This window comes from Vibrio sp. ZOR0018, from assembly GCF_963865925.1.
Lineage (GTDB): Bacteria > Pseudomonadota > Gammaproteobacteria > Enterobacterales > Vibrionaceae > Vibrio > Vibrio anguillarum.
The window spans coordinates 189,955-209,334 of the sequence record NZ_CAWMCN010000073.1 but is presented as its reverse complement, the minus strand read 5'-3'; the positions used below and the strand labels follow the sequence as shown (position 1 = coordinate 209,334).

Here is a 19,380-nt window from a genome sequence, read left to right as displayed (position 1 = left end):
GCCGATGTCACGTGGCGTGCGACACCGCAAGCCAAACCTCAAGTGGACGGCCCTTGCATGGCGTTAGTCGTGGGCCCTGATGGCGAAGAAATCTTCTGCGACGAACATGGCCGCGTCAAACTGCATTTCCCGTGGGACAGATATTCCAACGGCGATGAGCACAGCTCGTGCTGGGTGCGCGTCTCACAAGGTTGGGCTGGCAGCCAATACGGCATGATAGCCATTCCGCGCATTGGTCATGAAGTCATCGTCTCGTTTCTCAACGGCGACCCAGACCAACCGATAGTGACAGGCCGTACCTACCATGCGACCAACAAAGCGCCGTACACACTGCCGGATAACAAAACCAAAACCGTGCTGCGCAGTGAAACGCACCAAGGAGAAGGGTTTAACGAGCTGAGCTTTGAAGACCAAGCGGCGCAAGAGAAAATCTACCTACACGCGCAAAAAGACTTAGACGCCTTGGTGCTCAATGACGCCACGGCGAACATCAAGCACGACCAGCACCTCACGGTGGATAACGACCAGTTTACGCACGTTAAACATAACCACCACCTCACGGTGGAGGGCGAAAGCCGCGAATCGGTTAAGGGTAGCTGTATATTAATGGTCGATGGTTCCTTGCACGTAAAATCAGGGCAAGTTTGGACTAATGAAAGTGGAGATGAAATCCACATCAAAGCTGGACAAAAAGTGGTGATCGAAGCTGGATCAGAAATTACCGTGACAGCCGGTGGCAGTTTTGTCAAAGTCGATCCTGCTGGTGTCCATCTTTCTGGGGCGGGTGTTAATTTAAACTCAGGCGGAAGTGCGGGCAGTGGCAGTGGTTTTAGTGGTGATTTACCGTTATTACCTGGTGAGCTTGAACTGCAAAAATCCCCCGCGCCACCTCAAACCATTCTTTACCAAGCGCTATTGCAAGCTGAAGAAGCACGAGTGCCAGCCGTAAAAGTATGCCCATTAGCCGGGGATGCCTAATGTTGAAATCGTGGTTTGAAGCACAGTCAGAGCATCAATATTGGTTGGTTGATCATAAACTTCACAAGCTTGCTTTAGCGCAAAATGGTGGTTTTGGATTTGAGGAAGCCGTGCCTTTATTTTATGGCTCCATGTTTGACTCAGTTATGCCGCTATCACCGTGGCTAATTCCTGTAACTGATATTGTGTTGGAGTTGCCAGAATCGCTCCTTGCTCAGGGACTAGTGTTGTCAAGCCAGGTAAGCACACAAGAAGTTTTGGGTCATCTGCGGAGCTTATTAATTGCCGCATTAGATGGCGAAGAAGTGATGTTTCGTTTTTACGATCGTGATGTGATCGTTCCCATACTACGAGCGATGGATGAAACTGAGGTGAATCACTTTTTAGGCAACATCAACCAATTGGTGGCGATTGATCACCATGAAGAAGACGCTCTCATTACCTTCAGTAATACCTCATGCAGTGAATTTGTGCTTCGCCACGGGACTTGGTGGAAGATGTTACCTCACCACCTAGCGCCTTTGTACAACATAAATGTTCATGCCAATTCCTTAGAAAGACGTTGGTGGGAGCTATTGCCGCATCTTTTACAGCGCCTAGAATCACCGCAGCAGACGATATTATCAGCCTTGCAATCAGCATTAGAAAAGCAAAATAGCTATGAGGTCGCAGAGCAGCATGCGTTAGTTGCGCTCGTCACTGCAACCGATACCGCGCTTGATGATTTATCCCATCCTTTACATTTAACATCGGATGAACTGAAAGAGTTAAAGGCCATTAAGGAGAGCTGGCAATGAGAAGTACAACAGGAGTTAGCCCTTTTTGTGCGCCGTGTGAAAATCGAACGCATTGGATTGAAATTATCATCCGTGATGAGTTCAATAAGCCATTTGAAGGCATCACTGGTTCTATCACTGACTCTGCAAAGCATGAATTTCCCGTCGTATTAGGTGAAGCGCCTATCTTGCTTAAAACACTTGCCCCCGGCCCAGTGACGCTAACTCTCGATGCTGATCAATGGCTAAGAGAGGCTCAAGGTAAACGGCGAAAACCCAATAATGAAGCTGACCCCACTTTAGATTTTGCCAAGCAATACCAAGACCATTTAGGAAATAGTGCCGTTTTTCTAAACGTAACCAGTGGCGATCTAACTGAATTGACGGCAGAACAAGCTTTACCCGTAAGGCACCAAAAAGGTCAAGCGGATGCTTGCAACTTACTGACAGATAAAAGTTATGTTCTTAAAGTGAGAGGATTTAACTTTATTACCTTACGTGTAGGTATATTTTTTGATGGCACAGCCAATAATACTTACAGTGCACAATGGGGTAAAACTCAGTTAGAGAATTACTATCAAACATGGAAAATGAAATACAACGTTGATTGCGACATTATTTCCAGAAAAACAGGGCGGCTTAAAAACGATATTCCAGCCACTCACTTATCGAGCGAGTGTTTTGATTATCCTAAAAAAGACAATTTCTTTATCTCTTTATTTAAAAATGATGAAGGCGAAGTAGAGACAGTGGCAGGCAGCGCCACTAATGAGCTGACCAATGTACAGAAGTTGTTTGAACTTTATGAGAAAAATCAATTTTCTGAAAACAGAAGTGCTTATTCAATGGCTGAATATATTACGGGAATTGGCACGGGAAATAGCACAAGCATTGCTCCGGCTGATGAATCGGAAATTTTTGGGCAGGGGGCAGGAATAGGTAAATATGGTGTGACCGCTAAAGTTAATACTTCCATAGATCAGCTTTCAACGTCAATTATGAATATTAAATCAGTCTTTGCTGATGCACAGCCGGATATCGTTGACGGTTTTAATAAGTTGCAGTTCGATGTATTCGGCTTTAGCCGTGGAGCTGCTGCTGCAAGACATTTTATTAATGTGGTGTTGGATGGCGAGCAGAGCGAGTTTGCTCAAGCGTTTAGTAAGGCGTGCCAAAAGAGCGGCATTCCCTTAGCTTACGGGTTTGATTGGAGTGAAGCAGATGAGGCTAAAGCCAGCTGTGAGATTACTTTTGCAGGCCTGTTTGATACCGTCGCTTCTGTGGTTGACCTACTCTCTTTTGATTTTTCAACTCATCATGACAATGGTGATGTGAGGTTATGGATTGATCCTCAGCGCGTTCGGCGTGCTGTTCACTTAACCGCCGATCCTAGCATTGAGTGTCGTTATAACTTTAGCCTCAACCATCTTAACTCTGTTGATTCGGTAGATCATTTTCATGAATTTGTCCTTCCAGGAGCCCATTCCGATATTGGTGGTGGTTACCATTCACGCCTGAGCTACAACAACAGTGATTATCTCTTGCCGATCTTAGAGAAAAAGTTGGTGAAGCGTGCGAGCCGCTCTTTCTCTGACCGCTGGGATAAGGATCGCGCCGAGCAATACGTGAGAAGAAAGCTGTCTGAGTATAAGCAACGTGATTTAGCCACCGGTTGGCAGGAAAGTGACTATGTAGAACCAGAAGTTGAGTTTATTGAACAAGGTAAAAAAGAGGGCGGAAGAGTGGTCGGCCGCCTTTATATAAAGCGAAAGGTGGAAGGAGAGCTCTCCCGTGTATACCTTAGGTTGATGTATGGTCTAGCCGAGTATCATGGGGTACCAGTGGCCGATGCGGATGGTTTTTTGTGGCAAAACCCTGAAGAATATTTATATATAGTCAAAGATTTTACGTTTCAGCCTGTCGAGCGTTTCTCGTTTAGCCTCGAGCAATTTAGTCAACAGATTCTTGATATGGCAAAGCAAGGGCAATATACCAAGTTAGAGAGTGAATTTGATGCAAAACGTAAACAAGAGTTGATGCAGCTAAACTTATTTCATCATTCGTCGGATGATAGTTTTGCACTCAAACCGCTTTGGGACAAAAGTCAAGGCTGCTATAAGCGCGCCAGCTACCCATGCGAAGAAGGAAAGTAGAATGTATTTAAAAAGTGTATCTGTTTTGTTGATCACGGCATTGTTAAATGCCTGCTCATCGTATGCGGGGCCAATACCAGAGAAGGCATGGAGTGTTAGCGTCTCTATGCCCTCTTTTTACCCTGTTAAAGTGACTCAAGCTTATGGAGTAAATGAGGCGCAAAACTGGACATCTCCTTTGCATACCTTTTCTCAGTTTATGAGAATCAGTGATCTAAAAAATGTTCAAGGTTGGTTACCTGAATATGATGGTTTTGGGTTGCCTGTTCATAGTTTTGCTATGAATACGCAGGGTGAGCAGGTTGTAAAGATTAAATTACCACCAGATAGTCTTTACTTGTACTGGGTTTCACTTATTAACACCCAGTTTTATGTCACCAAATATACTGTATCTGAAGATGTGAAAAGTTTGATGGCACAAAAAAGTCTTTACCAAAATAGAGATGGTTCATTGGGTAATGTTTGTTATCGCACCGAATTCGTGTTTGGTTTACTGCCCAATGGGCAAGCCAAAGTTTGGTTAAGAGGTTGTGGTACGACCATCTATTTAGCTGAATTGGCACCAGATAAAGTCATGGATCGCGATAGCAATGGTTTTGGTGTGGAAACGTATAAGCAGTCTGGTTCTTCATTAGAGCGTATTCACCAACGCGCAAAAGACGCAGGTGTATCAATTGACCCGATTCCTTGGGATAAAGTGGATAAGGTGTACTCGGCTCAGGAGATTAAGCCACTCCAGCACTAGAGATTGCTTTGAATCAGAGTAGTGATCTGAACGTGCTTGATGCACTACTATAGAGGTACTACTGACCTGAAAAGGAATGACCATGGTTATTGCTCTATATGCATCGATACTTTCAGTATTATTTTTGTGGCTAGCGATTAACGTTATTAAACAGCGTCGGGCTAACCAAGTGAGATATGCCGATGGTGGAGTACCAGCACTGCAATTAGCTCGCAGCGCGCAAGGAAATGCCGCAGAATACATTCCTATTACTTTAATCCTAATGGGGTTATTGGAGTTTAATGGTGCTAGCGTATGGTGGATCCACGGGGTAGGCATTACGTTTATCATTGGCCGAATTTTACATGCCAGAGCGATTTTAAGTGACCAACTGAAAGGGCGGATTCGTGGTATGAAGCTAACGTTCAGTGCGATGGTTATCTTGATCGTGCTGAATATTGTTTACCTTCCTTTTGGCCAAGTATTGGGTTAAGAATGCTATTCATTCACGGCAGGGTGAAGTTTCTCTTGATAGGTGGCCAATTCTCGGCGCAAGCCTTTAAATGTGGTAAAGGCACTGTCAGTGGACAGTTTGTTCACTAACCAGTTAGGTAGTGCACCTCCTGGATTAGCGAAGGCAATATAATCGATGTGAGTCATACCATTAGTCAGTTTTTGCAGCGTCCAATGTGCGTTGACTTGAGTGATACGGATGTATCCCGGTTGTTCAGGCAAGTAATTTAGGGCATCCACTATGTCTAAACTTAAACCATTAGGTAGCATCTCAAATTTTGAATAAGTCACCATATCTCTGTTTTTAGCTGGCCATGGTGCCGAGAATTGGGTGTAAACAATATTCTCGGTATCTGAAATTTTTTGCAGCACACGGCTGTTACTCACGTTATCTATCCAGTTTGGTACATGTTCACTGTCATCTAATAGCCGCATAAAAGCGAAATAGCTAGTGGATACGAACATTTGCGCCCGTATTTGGACTAAGCCATCGCTATGGTGGCGCGAGTAGATCGTAATGCCGTCTTCTGATTTTACCTGTAACCAATCGACCGAAGTCGCTGCCAAACTAGCAACATTGCTAAATAGTAGGCTTAAACCAACTATCCATTTCATCATGGTTATTTCCTCATTGATGTTGTAGCACGTGGCCTTATTTTTGTCGTGTTGGTTACAAAAAGTGGGTTTAAGAACTGCACTAGCATAAAAACATAAATATATTATGTATACGTTTTGTTTTATTAGTTTTTGTTATGTTTCTTAAAAGTTTGCTCAATGTTCAGGTACGGCAATGAAATCTTTAAGATGGTATGAGGTTTGGCTCTGTCTCATCCTATCATGGATTTCTATCCCCGCATGGGCAGCGCCATCCTCAATACACAATAGTCATATTATTCGTATTAGTGCGGGTGAATGGCCGCCGTTTATTGGTCAACACCTTGAAAATAATGGTTTTGTTGCTGAGATCATCCGTAAAGTATTTAAGGATGCTGGCTACGAAGTTGAGTTTCATTTTTTCCCATGGGCGAGAGCATACGCCGAAGCCAAAGCTGGACGTTATGATGCAACTGCTATTTGGATGTTTAACCAAGAGCGGACGGTAGATTTTTATTATAGCGAAGCGGTGAGCGATGAACGCTTCGTGTTTTTTCACCATAAAGAAACCGACTTTCACTGGGAAAGCCTCTATGATCTTAAGGGGTTACATTTAGGAGGTGGCATTGCTTACAGCTATGGTGCCGAGTTAGACAGATTGTTAGAGACGCAGCAAATAAAAATGTCTCGAGTCAATGATCCAAAACAGAACTTCGAACGGCTGGCGAAAAAGCGGATTGATCTCATGCCAGAAGAAATTCATATCGGTTATTACACTCTGGATAAATACTTACCGCAATGGCGAGAAATGATCACGCACCATCCCAAACCTTTTCTCATCAATAATAACTATCTATTGTTCCCTAAAATGGGTGAACGAAGTGAGCAACTGTTGACGCTATTTAATCATGGACTGAAAGAAAGTGATGTCTCCATGATGGAATGATTCGCTCTTTTTTGAATGGCCCTTCCTTCCTTACTTACTTTTCCGCAGTGAATTAAAAGGCGGTTAGATTAAGTTCAGAGATGCGAGCAGGAAGATGCCTAGTGTACAAGTAAACAGTGAAAATACGGTCGTCAATGCAATGATGTTGGCCGCTAAGGTTGCATTTCCTCCCATTGCTCTTGCCATAACATAACTGGCCGCAGCGGTAGGGGATGCACTCATCAAAAAGACTAGCCCGAGATCTAACCCGCTAAAGCCAAAAAGTAACGCACCCGATGTGATCAATATCGGGGCGAGAATCAGCTTATGGGCAGTGGCAAACCAAGCCGGTGCTTTGTCGCTTCTGAGTGAACCTATATTGAGTGAGCCGCCAGTACACAGTAGTGCTAATGGTAGTGTCATATTGGCAAAGTATTGGCCAGCATCAGTGACCATTTTCGGGATTGGAAGGGATAAGGAATAGCATAAAACACCGAGCAGAATACCAATAATCAGTGGGTTTTTTGTGAGTGTTTTGGCAATCACTCCAGCGGCTTTGAGCCCTGAACTTTCCCCTTTTGGCGTGAGTGTTATCACCGCTTGAATATTATAAAGGATAGTGGTTGCGGCAACGTACATCGCCGCTAATGCTAGCCCAGGTTCGCCATAAGTATTTGCGACATAAGCCAAAGCGATAATAGCGGTATTCGCACGAAACCCGCCTTGGATGATCACGCCGTGATCCAGATGTTGTGGGAACGCTTTTTTGGTGAAAAAAGTCGTGAAAAGAAAAAATAGGAAATTAGCGAGTAGTCCATAGCCGATCAGTGCTGCACTGGAAGAAAAATCGTGCTGTGATTTGACTATGCTAAGAAATAGCATGGCTGGTAAGGTGACTTGGAATACGATGCGTGACGCGACATCGATGAAATTATCGTTGATAACCCCCGTTCGCTTCAGTACAACGCCCAGTACTAACATCAAACAGATAGGCCCTGTAATTGAGGCCGAAAACAAAAGTTGTTCGATAATCGTTGTCATATCAATCCATTGAAGTTGCTCATAGCGTTGCTATTCTTCCACAGTTCCTCATTTTGCAAAATCAAATTTGCAAAAAAGAACGAACGTGCTAAAAATAGCATGGTATGAAGTGAGAGTCGGCATAATATGAGCAAAGGTAGAATTACAAGAGAAAATGTACTGAACAAAGCGTTCGAATTAGCCAGTGAAAACGGTTTGGAAAGTCTCACTATCGGTGAGTTGGCAAAACAGTGCGGTTTATCAAAAAGTGGTTTGTTTGCGCATTTTAATGCTAAAGAAAATTTGCAAATTGCAGTATTAGAGCATGCCCATTCTGTGTTTACTGAGCGTGTTATTACACCGGCTCGCCTGATTGGCGACGAGAATATCGAAGCTAAATTGCGAGTGCTGTTAGAGCACTGGTTAGGTTGGAATCATTCATTCCAAGGCAGTTGTATGTTTTTAGATGCGTGGAAAGATGCCGCAACTTGTGATTGCGCAATTCAAAAAGTACTTAAAAAAACCATCGCGACTTGGATTCATTACTTGCAAATTCAAATTCAAAAAGGGGTTGATAGCGCACAGTTTCATCCGAAGTTGGATGTAAAGCAGGCTGCTTATGAGTTGTATGGACTCTATTTAAGTGCTCATTTGTTCTACTCGATCTACGGCCAAATGGAAAGTTATCAACATTTTTGGAAAGGCGTGGGCGATTTAATGTCTCGATGGCGAAATATAGTGAAGCAGCAATGTTAGCTAATTCTCGCTTTTCACAGCGAGAAGAACGAGCCTGCAACAGCGCAGATGCACTTTTATTTAACAAAATCAAATGCTTAACAAAATAAAAATTTTTAATTAGAAATAGTACGAACGTTCTATTTTCTCGAGAGGAAGGGCAACTCAGTGAGTGAAAAAATCTATTTTAGCACCTCAAACACATTCAGTGTGAAACGTACATTGGTTAATATGAGCACTCGTCTTCATCACACGCTCGCACCGTCACATGCCAAAAAAGTTGCACGAAATGTATTGTTGACTCCGGCAAGAAGTAAGCCTCAAAACCAGCCGCCAATTGGCCTGAAAACTGGCCGTGTAATGTGCGTTGAAGGGGCTCTGACGACTTATCAACTCGGAAGTGGTCCCATTTGGTTATTGACTCATGGTTGGTCTGGCACGGCAAGTCAGTTTTATCCACTGATGGAGCATATTGCGGCACGTGGTTATACGGCATTAGCTTATGATCACCCAGCACATGGTCAAAGCGAGGGCGTGTATGGTCACATTCCTGCGTTTGTTGGAGGGTTGGAAGCGATACTCGATAGTATTGACAATGTTGCTGGTATCGTTGGACACAGTATGGGGACGGCCGCCGCATTAGAGTGCCGACATCATAAAATTGAGCATTGTCCCATGTTATTGGTTGCGCCCGTGCTGGATTATTTGGATAACTTATTCAGCAGTGTGGCAAGGTCTGGCTATTCGATGCGCTTATTTGAGGCCGTTGTTACGGAAGTTGCCGATCAATATCGTTATCCCATTCAATCTATCGATCCTTACCATAAGCTTGCTCAGCGTCAATCTCGCAGCGTCATTGTTCACGATGAGAATGATAAGTTCACCAAATATTCTGTGTCAAAGCGAGCGGCAGAAGAAATTGAGAAAGTGTCACTTATTACCACCCAAAACCAAGGACATGGACGTGTGATGAAAGGTGAACAAGTTAAGTACGGATTTGATTTGTTGGCAGGAATACCATGCTAAGGTATTCGTTTTAAGCTTATTTGAAGCCGTAATTGGATGGGTGTAATTTAACCAATAGTTTTCCATTTATTTCAAAGTGTTAAATTGTTAACCATAGTCTTGATAAGGTTAACAATTTCGCAATAATTATTATCTCCTTGTTTGAATATGTGTGATCATATTGTTGCCAGTAGGCCCTCATAAGGAAAAATAATAATGAATAGAAACGATAGTGTCCCTTTACCCTCCAACACCCGAGAATGGTTTTTTAACCGCAACAGCCTTATCATCCTAGCCGATATTGTCCTGTTTTTTGTCCTGTACAATGCCTTGCCTGTTGATTCTAATGTCGCTTTGGGCATTAGTATGCTGGCATTTATTGCGGTGCTGTGGTTAACGGAAGCTTTACACGTCACAGTCACGGCCATTCTTGTGCCTATCATGGCCATCGTTTTTGGTGTTTTTAACACCCAAACGGCGCTCAATAACTTTGCTAACTCGATTATCTTCCTATTTTTAGGTGGATTCGCATTGGCTGCTGCTATGCATCGGCAGGGGCTGGATAAAGTTATTGCCGATAAAGTTCTTATCATGGCGCGCGGGAAAATGAGCGTTGCGGTATTCATGTTGTTTGGTGTGACTGCCGCGCTTTCAATGTGGATCAGTAACACCGCCACCGCTGCGATGATGCTACCGCTTGTGCTTGGAGTGCTCAGCAAAGTGGATAAAGACCGTGGTCATTCGACCTATGTTTTTGTGCTGTTAGGTATTGCTTACAGCGCCAGTATTGGTGGTATTGCCACCATCGTAGGAAGCCCTCCTAACGCGATTGCCGCGGCTGAGGTTGGTCTTTCATTTACAGATTGGATGAAATTTGGTGCTCCAACGGCGGCGATTATGCTGCCCATTGCGATTACTATTTTATATTTCGCATTAAAACCGGATCTTAATGGAGAGTTCGAGCTCAATTATGAACCTGTTACTTGGGATAAAGGTAAAGTCGTCACGCTTGGTATTTTCGCATTAACGGTTTTTTGTTGGATATTTAGCAAACCAGTCAATGCCATGCTGGGTGGTTTTGCGAGCTTTGATACTCTGGTTGCTCTGGGTGCGATTGTTTTGGTCAATTTTGCCCGAGTGGTGCACTGGAAAGATGTAGAAAAAACGGCAGATTGGGGAGTATTACTGCTGTTTGGTGGCGGCATTTGCTTGAGCAACGTACTTAAGCAAACGGGAACCAGCGTTTTCCTAGCCAATGAACTAAGTGCCCTGATCTCTCATTTAGGTCTGTTCTTTATTGTATTCGTGATTGCTGTTTTCGTGGTGTTCCTAACGGAATTCGCGAGTAATACAGCCAGTGCAGCGCTGCTTATTCCGGTGTTTGCCAGTGTTGCTGAAGCCTTTGGTATCTCACCCGTGATTCTATCTGTATTGATTGCTATTGCGGCTTCTTGTGCATTTATGTTGCCCGTTGCGACGCCACCCAATGCGATAGTGTTTGCCTCTGGACACATTAAGCAAAGTGAGATGATGCGAGTGGGTATGATGTTAAATATTGCTTGTATTGGCTTGCTGACCATGATTGCGATGCTGTTCTGGTAAGCTAAGCACAAACTACTTCAATACTAATGAGCTCTCAATTCAGAGAGCTCATATTGAGACGTTATTACTGTTGATTAACGAATTCTTTAAAGCGTGCTTTCGTTTTCTCATCAGCCTTGTTGTACCAAAAATGCAGCATTTCTTCGGCGGCGTTTTGTACATTTCCTGACTGAGCTAGTTCATTTTGCAGCATAGCAACATCCGTCATTCCAATAGCTGCAATACCCCCTGCGCGATTATAGTCATTTGCTTCACGGATATAGTCACGGCCTACTTGATACCCTTCTTTAAGAAGGCGATCTTGCTTTATCTCTAGTGTTTGGCCTGCTTGGTCAATCAGTGACCATTGCATTGTTTTAATCTCTTTCTCTGCTCGATGTGCATCACGGTATTCAGGCATGGCAAAATTCAGTTTTGCATCCTTTGCGGTGAATGTGGCAATGACTGCATCGCTTTCGATAATCACGCGATCATTCCCTTGCGTAAAATAAGGCGCGTATTTGAAGACGATTTGTTGTTCACCATCGGCCAGCTCAAGGCTTTTCGCTGAGGAAAATAGGCTGCCAGAAGTTTCGGGCTTCTGACCATTCACCGCTAATAAGTTAATGGTGTCTGGAATTTCAAGAGTGATATTAGCCAATACAGAGGCACTAAAGATCATGGTTAATGTACATAAAGTCGGTTTAATTAGGTTCATTATTTTATCCTTGCAAGCAATAGAGTAGAGGTTGCCGATAGTTGGTTGTAAAAGCAAGTTCTCAACGGCATAAGTGACTAATTTTCATTGAAATGTAACATCTTTAGTGCGAGGCATGCGTCATGCATTCGTCAATATTATCAGATCGTTAGTCACGTGATAATGTCATTCTCTTAATTTTAAATTATGCCATTCAGTCTTCTTCAAAGGCCTTAATTAGCGTAAAAAATTAAACTTACCTGCTTTGCTTTGTCAAAATTCTGAATTCCTGACTCAGAATTGCTTTTAAGATGTAACACGGTGAATCCCCATAACAAAATTTTAACGATGACTCGAAAAGCGTTTTTATTTTTTTGCTAAAAAAAATAAGTCTTGTAAATACTGAAATGGATGTTCTTCAATGCCTTATCAGAAGAGCAGCTTGCTTAAATGTAAGTGAAACATTCAGAAATGAGAGATATAGGTATGAATCGTATTACTTTGTGCGCCGCAAGTATTGCAATGGCTCTTTCGGGCACGGCAATGGCAGCACCAGCAACCCCTAGCGTCGATGTCTATGGGTCGAATAATCTACAGTTTTCTAAAGTTGAATTAGCCATGGAAAGCACGGCTGGTTATAACCAAATGGTCAAATATTATGATCAAGCGCCGATTGCCGTTAAGTTTAACCAATGGAGTGGTACAACGGGCAACACATATAAAATCTATTTTGATGGCGCACAGGTCGCGACAGGCCCAATCACTGGCAGCCAAACCACCGCAAACTTCAGTTATGCACAAGGTGGTGTTTACCAAATGGCAATCGAAGCTTGCGACGCGACAGGTTGCAGCAAAAGTGCACCCGTTGAGATAACAATTGCCGATACCGATGGCTCACATCTCAAACCTTTGGTGATGAATATTGATCCCAACAACAAGACTTACACGACCGATAAAGATACGGTGGTTGGAACCTACTTTGTTGAGTGGGGCATCTATGACCGAAAATATACGGTAGATAACATCCCGGCTGATAATCTGACGCATATTCTATACGGCTTCATTCCAATTTGTGGCCCTAACGAATCATTGAAATCCGTTGGTGGAAACAGCTACAACGCGTTGATGACAGCATGTAATGGGGTGAATGATTACGAAGTGGTGATCCATGACCCTTGGGCGGCCTATCAAAAGAGTTTCCCGCAAGCGGGTCACCAATACAGCTCTCCGATCAAGGGCAACTATGCCATGTTGATGGCGCTCAAACAGCGTAATCCAGACCTCAAGATCCTTCCTTCTATTGGTGGTTGGACACTCTCTGACCCATTTTTTGATTTTACCAACAAGGCCAATCGCGATACTTTTGTTGCTTCAGTGAAGAAATTCCTAACCACTTGGAAATTCTACGACGGTGTTGATATCGACTGGGAATATCCTGGAGGAGGTGGTCAAGCAGCGGATCGCGGTGACCCAGTCAATGATGGTCCTGCGTACATTGCGCTAATGCGTGAACTGCGTGCCATGCTTGATGAATTGCAATCGGAAACTGGTCGTACTTATGAGCTCACGTCAGCAATTGGTGTTGGTCATGACAAGATTGAAGATGTTAATTATGGCGAAGCCATTCAATATATGGATTACATCTTTGCCATGACTTATGACTTTTATGGCGGTTGGAATAACGTATTAGGCCACCAAACCGCGCTTTACTGCGGATCATTCATGCGCCCTGGTCAGTGTGATGGGAAAGGAGTAGATGAAAATGGCGAACCTTATAAAGGCCCAGCTTATACGGCGGATAACGGTATCCAGTTACTGCTAGCACAGGGTGTCCCTGCTAATAAGTTAGTCTTAGGTGCGGCTATGTATGGCCGTGGCTGGGAAGGGGTGATGCCGGCTTCATTAAGTGATCCAACCGACCCGATGACAGGGGTAGGTAACGGAAAATTGAAAGGCACTTCCGCGCAAGGCGTGTGGGAAGCGGGTGTGATTGACTATAAAGGCATCAAATCATTCATGTTAGGGGCTAATAATACCGGTATTAATGGCTTTGAATATGGATACGATGCACAAGCTGAAGCACCTTGGGTTTGGAATCGTACAACGGGCCAACTGGTTACTTTTGACGATAACCGTTCAATCAAAGCCAAAGGCGCCTATGCTCGAAACCTTGGTTTGGCCGGGTTGTTCTCTTGGGAGATTGACGCTGATAATGGTGACATTCTAAATGCGATGCATGAAAGCTTAGCAGGAGGAGGTACTACACCCCCAGCGAACCGCGTGCCCACTGCAAATGCAGGTGTTGATCAATCGGTGGTCGGTCCGGTGAGTGTTGTTCTTGATGGCGGTGCATCAAAAGACAGTGATGGCACTATTGTCAGTTACGTGTGGCAGCAAACGGCGGGCACAGCAGTGAGCTTAGTAAACGCTAATTCTGCACAAGCCAGTTTTGACGCGGCCGAAGTGGCACAAGTACAAACGCTGACGTTTAAGTTGACGGTCACAGATAACAAAGGCGCAACGGCTTCTGATGTTGTGACTGTAACGGTCAAACCTAAAGCAACTGAGCCTGTGAACACGCCACCAGTGGCGGTGATTACTGCGCCAAGCAATGCCAATGCTGGTGAGGTTGTGGTGGTGGACGCTTCCGCTTCAAGTGACGTCGATCAAGACGCCTTAACTTTCGTATGGGATGTACCTGCAGGCCTAAATGCAACCATTCAAGGTGCGAGTGTTTCGTTTGTTGCTCCTGAGTATACACAAGACACCACGCTAAGCTTCACTGTAACTGTCAGTGATGGTAAAGCGGCGGCCTCTGCAAGTGCATCGGTTATCGTGGCGAAGAAAGATTCTGGTGGTGACACTTGCAGTAACTTGTGGGATAAATCAGCGGTTTATACTGGCGGTCAACAAGTTTCTTGGGCTGGTAAAGTATGGGAAGCCAAGTGGTGGACAACTGGCGAAAACCCATCGACTACTGGTGTGTGGGGAGTATGGAAAGAGATTGGCCCTGCGAGTTGCCCAACAAGCTGATTGCTTTAATAAACCAGTTACCTCAATAAGCTAACGGGTTTTAATAAACTTTTTATTGCAAACAATGACTTCAAGCCTCGTTCTAACACGAGGCTTTTTTGTGCGTTTTTCTATGTTTTTTCATTCATCACTTGCAATTCAATATTTTTGCTTTAGTGTTATATATGTGTATAACACTATATCGGTATAAAATTGTGACAGATTGGCAAGATAACCAACCCATATTCCGTCAGCTAGCCGACAAAATTACCGAGCAGATCCTACAAGGTATTTGGCTAGAAGATAGTGCGTTGCCTTCGGTAAGAACCGTTTCGGCAGATATGAAAATCAATCACTTAACTGTCATGAAAGGCTATCAACTGCTTGTTGACGAAGGCATTGTTGAAAAAAGACGAGGTCAAGGTATGTATGTCGCGAAAGGAGCGCTAGCACAATTACAGGCGAAACAAAAGCAGCACTTTTTAGAGCAACAGATCCCAGAAATTGCACAAACACTCAAGCTATTGGCGATGCCGCTTGAGGATTTTATCAACCAACTACAACAGCATATTGAAGGTGACCAATGAATCCATTAGTCGAAGTCAACGGTGTATCTAAACAGTACGCAAAGCATGCCGAGTCGGAAGCTCTGCAGAATGTGAGCTTTAAGCTCTACGCAGGACAGGTGCTCGGTTTGCTCGGACATAATGGTGCGGGCAAGTCGACCTTAATTAAGTCGTTGCTCGGTGCTCACCATTATCAAGGTGACATTTTGATCCAAGGCTTAAATCCGATTACGGAACATGCGCAAGTGATGGCGCATCTTTCCTACATTTCAGACGTCAATGTGTTGCCAGATTGGATGACGGTTAAACAAATTTTGCGTTATACGTCAGGCGTGCATCCCAGTTTCTCGTTAGACAAGGCCACGCAAGTCCTTGCACAAACCAACATTCGTTTATCAAGTAAAATTCGTACCTTATCAAAAGGGATGAAAGTACAACTGCATTTAGCCATTGTGATTGCCACCGATACCAAAGTGCTGATTTTGGATGAGCCAACTCTTGGTTTGGACCTAATCTACCGTGATACCTTCTATCGTCACTTACTCGAATGGTTCCATGATGGTGAGCGTGCCTTGATTATTGCTAGTCATGAAGTATCGGAAATTGAACATTTGCTAACGGATGTGCTGATCTTGAAGCAAGGTAAGGTCGTGCTGCAAGACTCAATGGAGGCGATTACACAAGGGTATTTTGTTCTAGAGGCCAGTAACGCACATCAAGACGTTATCCAAACCTATCGTCCTTTGGCATCTCAGCCAAGCTTGGGAACAACAAAGTGGTTGTTGACTTCAGAACACCGTCAAGCCGTTGAAGGGCTTGGTTCTATTTACAGTGTAAAACTTGCTGAACTATTTCTTGCCTTGCAGAAGGAGAACGCATAATGCACCCCAGTATTTATATGCTTGAAAAAGAGCTGATTGAAAACAAAAATGTTACGCGTATTCCTTTGTTTCTATTGGTATGCGGAACCCTATTGTTCATCAGTTTGTTAATGAACAATACACTGCAACACAACCTGTTTTTTGAGATGGAATTTGGTGGTGACATCAGTGATGTCCATATCGAATTTGTGGATGATTTCAACAGCTTTATCATCATGCTTGTTGGTTTTATTTCGCTAATGCTCAGTTCACTCTATTTCCCCAGAACATTCCGCAAGGAGCGTAAAGAGGGAAGCTCTATGTTCTGGCGCAGCATGCCAGTGACGAACAATATGACCCACATAGTGAAACTGGGGTTTGGCTTATTTGTAATCCCTGTGGTCTGTTCCGTGTTAATCATTTGTGCGGACGTTCTGCTGTGGGGGCTTAACTTAGCGACAGAAAACCGTTTAGCCCTACTATTTGAACAACGTTCTCTAGGATATGCCCTTCAACACTGGTTGAATTACCTCAGTATCATGTGGGTGATTGCTGTGACGATGCTGCCATTAGCCTGCTTTACTTTAGTTATTTCACAGATATTTAATTCGCCGATCCTTGTGATGTTCGTGGGCGGTTTCGCGCTTAAATGGATCTCGATTGTTATGCTGAATTCTGACATTGTAGGGGAGTTTTACCACGCGATTTTCAACTTGCCGTTGCAGTTAATGACTTCTTCAAACATGTTCACGGCTTTTGAAGGTGCTGGTTGGGGTAATTTATTTGTGTATATCATGATTGGTATCGCCAGTTACTGGATTAGCCACAAGCTCTATAGTACTGATGAACTTTCATTGAAGTCACTGTTGACCCGATAAGTTTCTGGTTAATTGTGGTCAAAAAGAGAGCGTTTGTTCTCTTTTTTTTCGCCTATTTCCTGCGGTTACTATGGTGAGGCTAGAAAAGGTTAGACCAAAAATTCACTCAAAATTAGAAGTTAGTTCCAAAGTGATGAGTAATCAACTCTCTGACTAACATGATATAAATGTGTTAAATGCACTATGCTATTTTGTAGTCCTTTGTGAGCAATGACAAAGACGTGGACCGCTTCAAGTTTTATTTCGAGGCTTGAAATTATAATGTCCAATTGATCGAGAATTCTATCGGTTTGAGTTAAATTACTATTACAAATAGGTCTACCTATGTTTAAAAAAATGTCGTTAAAAAACAAACTGGCGATTTCAGCCAGCGCTGCCATTATTCTTGGGGGATTACTCGTTGAAGCATTGTCGTATCGAGCTGCACTGGAGCGATTAGATATTGATGTTGAACAACGATTACAAAGTACCACCGCTTCTTATAATCAGTATGTGACGGACTGGTTACTGTCGAAAGAGCGTGCTTTAACCTCGCTGTCGCAAGATGCCGAGAAACAAGCCATCGTGACACATTTAAAACAAGTTCGAGATTCTGCAGCGTTCGACAACGTATTTCTTGCTTACCCCGACGGTTCGCAAAATAACGCCAATGGTGTCATCTTGCCGCCGGGGAACGATGATCCGCGCAAATGGGGCTGGTATACAAACGCTAAAGCAAACCCATCAAAAGTGTTTATGGATAACCCAACCGTTGCTGCGGCAACGGGCGCTAATGTGGTTTCATTAGGTAAGGCACTGAATTTACATGGCCAACAAGTCGTTTTAGGCGCCGACGTAGAAATTACTGACATCCTCAACAGCATGAAGCAAGTTATTTTGCCGGGTGAGGGGTATATGTTTATTGCTAACGATAAAGGCAATATTTTTACCCATAGTGATACTAAGCTGCTCAATAAAAGTGTTTCTGATCTGGGTTTAAATTTCGCTGATATCCGCCAAGCGATTGCGAAAAGCAGCGATTTATTGGTGGATATTCGAGGTGAGGAGTATGTTCTCTACGCCCGAAGCATCAACGGAACGAATCTCAGTACTGTTGTGGTCATCAATCACGATTCGCTCATCGCACCTTTATCTGAAGCTACCTTCAGCCAGCTCATTGTTACTGCCGTTGTGGTCATACTCTGTACTCTGCTGTTCAACTTATTGTGTAATATTTTGTTCCGTCCTTTGAATAATGTTTCTCAAGCGTTGGCACAAATTGCAAACGGTAGTGGTGACTTAACCCAACGTATTGAAGTAGAGAACAGCGATGAAGTAGGTGAATTGGCCAGAAACTTCAATACCTTTGTGGAAAGCTTACAACAACTTATTGGCCATATTCGTCACCAGTCTCATCAATTGGAAGCGCAATCAGAACATGGCGCGCATCGCGCTAATCAATCGGCATCAGAGCTTAGTCACCAGCAGCAAGAAATTGTGATGGTCGCTACTGCGGTCACTGAAATGGCGTCGGCAACGCAAGAGATAGCCTCTCACGCAGAGCAAACGGCAAAAGCGGCGCAAGACTCGGCAACCAGCACCAACAATGGACATGCCTTGGTGATTCATACCAAAGGCTCGATCAATAACTTGGCAAAATCAGTGAGTGAGGCCAGTGGCGTGATTGCCGCACTAAACCAACACGCGCAAGAGATTTCGACCGTACTGGCAACCATTCAAGGCATTGCAGAGCAAACCAACTTACTTGCGCTGAATGCAGCTATTGAAGCTGCGCGAGCGGGTGAGCAAGGCCGAGGTTTCGCAGTGGTAGCAGACGAAGTCCGTGTGCTTTCTCAGCGCACCCATACTTCTACCGAAGAGATAAAATCAACCATTGATACCCTGCAAGAAACGACCAAACGTGCGGTATCGTTGATGCAAAGCAGCTCAACGCTCGCTGAGAACTCAGTGGAAGATGCCGATAAAGCATCCGGTGCGCTTGAAGAAATTAAAGCAGCGGTTGCCTTGATCAGTGATATGGCGACGCAAATTGCGACGGCAGCCGAAGAGCAAACGCATGTGACTAGTGAAATTACACAAAATGTTACTTCTATCAAGGATGTGACGGAGCAACTGGTCATTGGTGCAGAAGATAGCTTGAGCCAATCCAATGAACTCAAGCAGCAAGCGGAAGAGCTGAGTGCAAAAGTAGCGACATTTAAATTAGCGTAACGGTTGTTTCTTTTTTGTTCAAAAGGCTCTGCGGAGCCTTTTTTTGATCAGATTGTTATGTTTTCTCACTTGGTGAGAAAGCAAGTCTGTTATTAATCTTAAATTCTCGATATATAAGAATCATAGTTGAGGCGTGGAATAAATGAGGCTAA

17 protein-coding genes are annotated in these 19,380 nt (G+C 43.9%); 14 read left to right on the top strand and 3 right to left on the bottom strand.

The features are described 5' to 3' along the window. From AACR75_RS03680 to AACR75_RS03660, 5 genes are all read left to right on the top strand, one after another. Positions 1 to 978 (top strand): type VI secretion system Vgr family protein (locus tag AACR75_RS03680; protein WP_047688829.1); only part of this gene is annotated, 978 nt, incomplete at its 5' end. Next, positions 954 to 1,775 carry a DUF4123 domain-containing protein gene (locus AACR75_RS03675; protein ID WP_081989712.1) on the top strand — a complete coding sequence of 274 codons (822 nt, stop codon included), beginning with the start codon at positions 954 to 956 and terminating at the stop codon, positions 1,773 to 1,775. The genes AACR75_RS03680 and AACR75_RS03675, both read left to right, overlap by 25 nt. Next, on the top strand, positions 1,772 to 3,907 hold the full coding sequence (locus AACR75_RS03670; protein ID WP_047688823.1) for a phospholipase effector Tle1 domain-containing protein: 2,136 nt from the start codon (positions 1,772 to 1,774) through the stop codon (positions 3,905 to 3,907). The genes AACR75_RS03675 and AACR75_RS03670 overlap by 4 nt, the downstream gene beginning before the upstream one ends. A 1-nt stretch (position 3,908) precedes the next feature. Beyond that, entirely contained in the window at positions 3,909 to 4,652 is a 744-nt protein-coding gene (locus AACR75_RS03665) for a DUF2931 family protein (protein WP_047688820.1), read from the top strand. A gap of 76 nt (positions 4,653 to 4,728) precedes the next feature. Next, positions 4,729 to 5,124 carry an MAPEG family protein gene (locus AACR75_RS03660; RefSeq protein WP_081989710.1) on the top strand — a complete coding sequence of 132 codons (396 nt, stop codon included), beginning with the start codon at positions 4,729 to 4,731 and terminating at the stop codon, positions 5,122 to 5,124. Positions 5,125 to 5,129: 5 nt separating this feature from the next. Here the strand turns inward: AACR75_RS03660 and AACR75_RS03655 are convergent, their stop codons facing one another. After that, complete coding sequence (locus AACR75_RS03655; RefSeq protein WP_443089063.1) at positions 5,130 to 5,762, bottom strand: START domain-containing protein; 633 nt, start codon at positions 5,760 to 5,762, stop codon at positions 5,130 to 5,132. Positions 5,763 to 5,934: 172 nt separating this feature from the next. Here AACR75_RS03655 and AACR75_RS03650 point away from each other — a divergent pair, with 172 nt between their 5' ends. Further along, the gene (locus AACR75_RS03650; protein ID WP_047688815.1) at positions 5,935 to 6,684 is read left to right on the top strand and encodes a substrate-binding periplasmic protein; all 750 of its coding nucleotides are present in this window, start codon (positions 5,935 to 5,937) and stop codon (positions 6,682 to 6,684) included. A gap of 63 nt (positions 6,685 to 6,747) precedes the next feature. On the opposite strand, the gene AACR75_RS03645 is transcribed toward AACR75_RS03650, so the two are convergent. Then, positions 6,748 to 7,704, bottom strand: a complete 957-nt coding sequence (locus tag AACR75_RS03645) for an AEC family transporter (protein WP_047688813.1) — start codon at positions 7,702 to 7,704, stop codon at positions 6,748 to 6,750. 126 nt (positions 7,705 to 7,830) lie between these two features. On the opposite strand from AACR75_RS03645, the gene AACR75_RS03640 reads away from it, so the two are divergent. The 3 genes from AACR75_RS03640 to AACR75_RS03630 all read left to right on the top strand — a co-directional run bounded on the left by AACR75_RS03640 (position 7,831) and on the right by AACR75_RS03630 (position 11,025). Beyond that, a complete protein-coding gene (locus AACR75_RS03640; RefSeq protein ID WP_013868315.1) occupies positions 7,831 to 8,439 on the top strand; it encodes a TetR/AcrR family transcriptional regulator in 609 nt (202 codons plus the stop codon). Positions 8,440 to 8,586: 147 nt separating this feature from the next. After that, positions 8,587 to 9,444, top strand: a complete 858-nt coding sequence (locus tag AACR75_RS03635; RefSeq protein ID WP_047688810.1) for an alpha/beta fold hydrolase — start codon at positions 8,587 to 8,589, stop codon at positions 9,442 to 9,444. A 195-nt stretch (positions 9,445 to 9,639) separates the two neighbouring features. Further along, positions 9,640 to 11,025 (top strand): SLC13 family permease, encoded by a 1,386-nt coding sequence (locus AACR75_RS03630; RefSeq protein ID WP_017043564.1) that lies wholly within the window; start codon positions 9,640 to 9,642, stop codon positions 11,023 to 11,025. A gap of 64 nt (positions 11,026 to 11,089) precedes the next feature. Here the strand turns inward: AACR75_RS03630 and AACR75_RS03625 are convergent, their stop codons facing one another. Continuing rightward, complete coding sequence (locus AACR75_RS03625; RefSeq protein WP_170894983.1) at positions 11,090 to 11,713, bottom strand: DUF2057 family protein; 624 nt, start codon at positions 11,711 to 11,713, stop codon at positions 11,090 to 11,092. Between the two features lie 474 nt (positions 11,714 to 12,187). On the opposite strand from AACR75_RS03625, the gene AACR75_RS03620 reads away from it, so the two are divergent. The 5 genes from AACR75_RS03620 (at position 12,188) to AACR75_RS03600 (ending at position 19,228) form a co-directional block, all read left to right on the top strand. Beyond that, a complete protein-coding gene (locus tag AACR75_RS03620; RefSeq protein ID WP_047688806.1) occupies positions 12,188 to 14,734 on the top strand; it encodes a glycosyl hydrolase family 18 protein in 2,547 nt (848 codons plus the stop codon). Between the two features lie 194 nt (positions 14,735 to 14,928). After that, positions 14,929 to 15,300 carry a GntR family transcriptional regulator gene (locus AACR75_RS03615; protein ID WP_026028428.1) on the top strand — a complete coding sequence of 124 codons (372 nt, stop codon included), beginning with the start codon at positions 14,929 to 14,931 and terminating at the stop codon, positions 15,298 to 15,300. Then, on the top strand, positions 15,297 to 16,160 hold the full coding sequence (locus AACR75_RS03610) for an ABC transporter ATP-binding protein (protein ID WP_017048124.1): 864 nt from the start codon (positions 15,297 to 15,299) through the stop codon (positions 16,158 to 16,160). Before AACR75_RS03615 ends, AACR75_RS03610 begins: the two co-directional genes overlap by 4 nt. Next, positions 16,160 to 17,017, top strand: coding sequence for a hypothetical protein (locus AACR75_RS03605; protein ID WP_047688803.1), 858 nt, complete (start codon positions 16,160 to 16,162; stop codon positions 17,015 to 17,017). Before AACR75_RS03610 ends, AACR75_RS03605 begins: the two co-directional genes overlap by 1 nt. A gap of 324 nt (positions 17,018 to 17,341) precedes the next feature. After that, positions 17,342 to 19,228, top strand: a complete 1,887-nt coding sequence (locus AACR75_RS03600; RefSeq protein WP_017049277.1) for a methyl-accepting chemotaxis protein — start codon at positions 17,342 to 17,344, stop codon at positions 19,226 to 19,228. Positions 19,229 to 19,380: the final 152 nt, after the last annotated feature.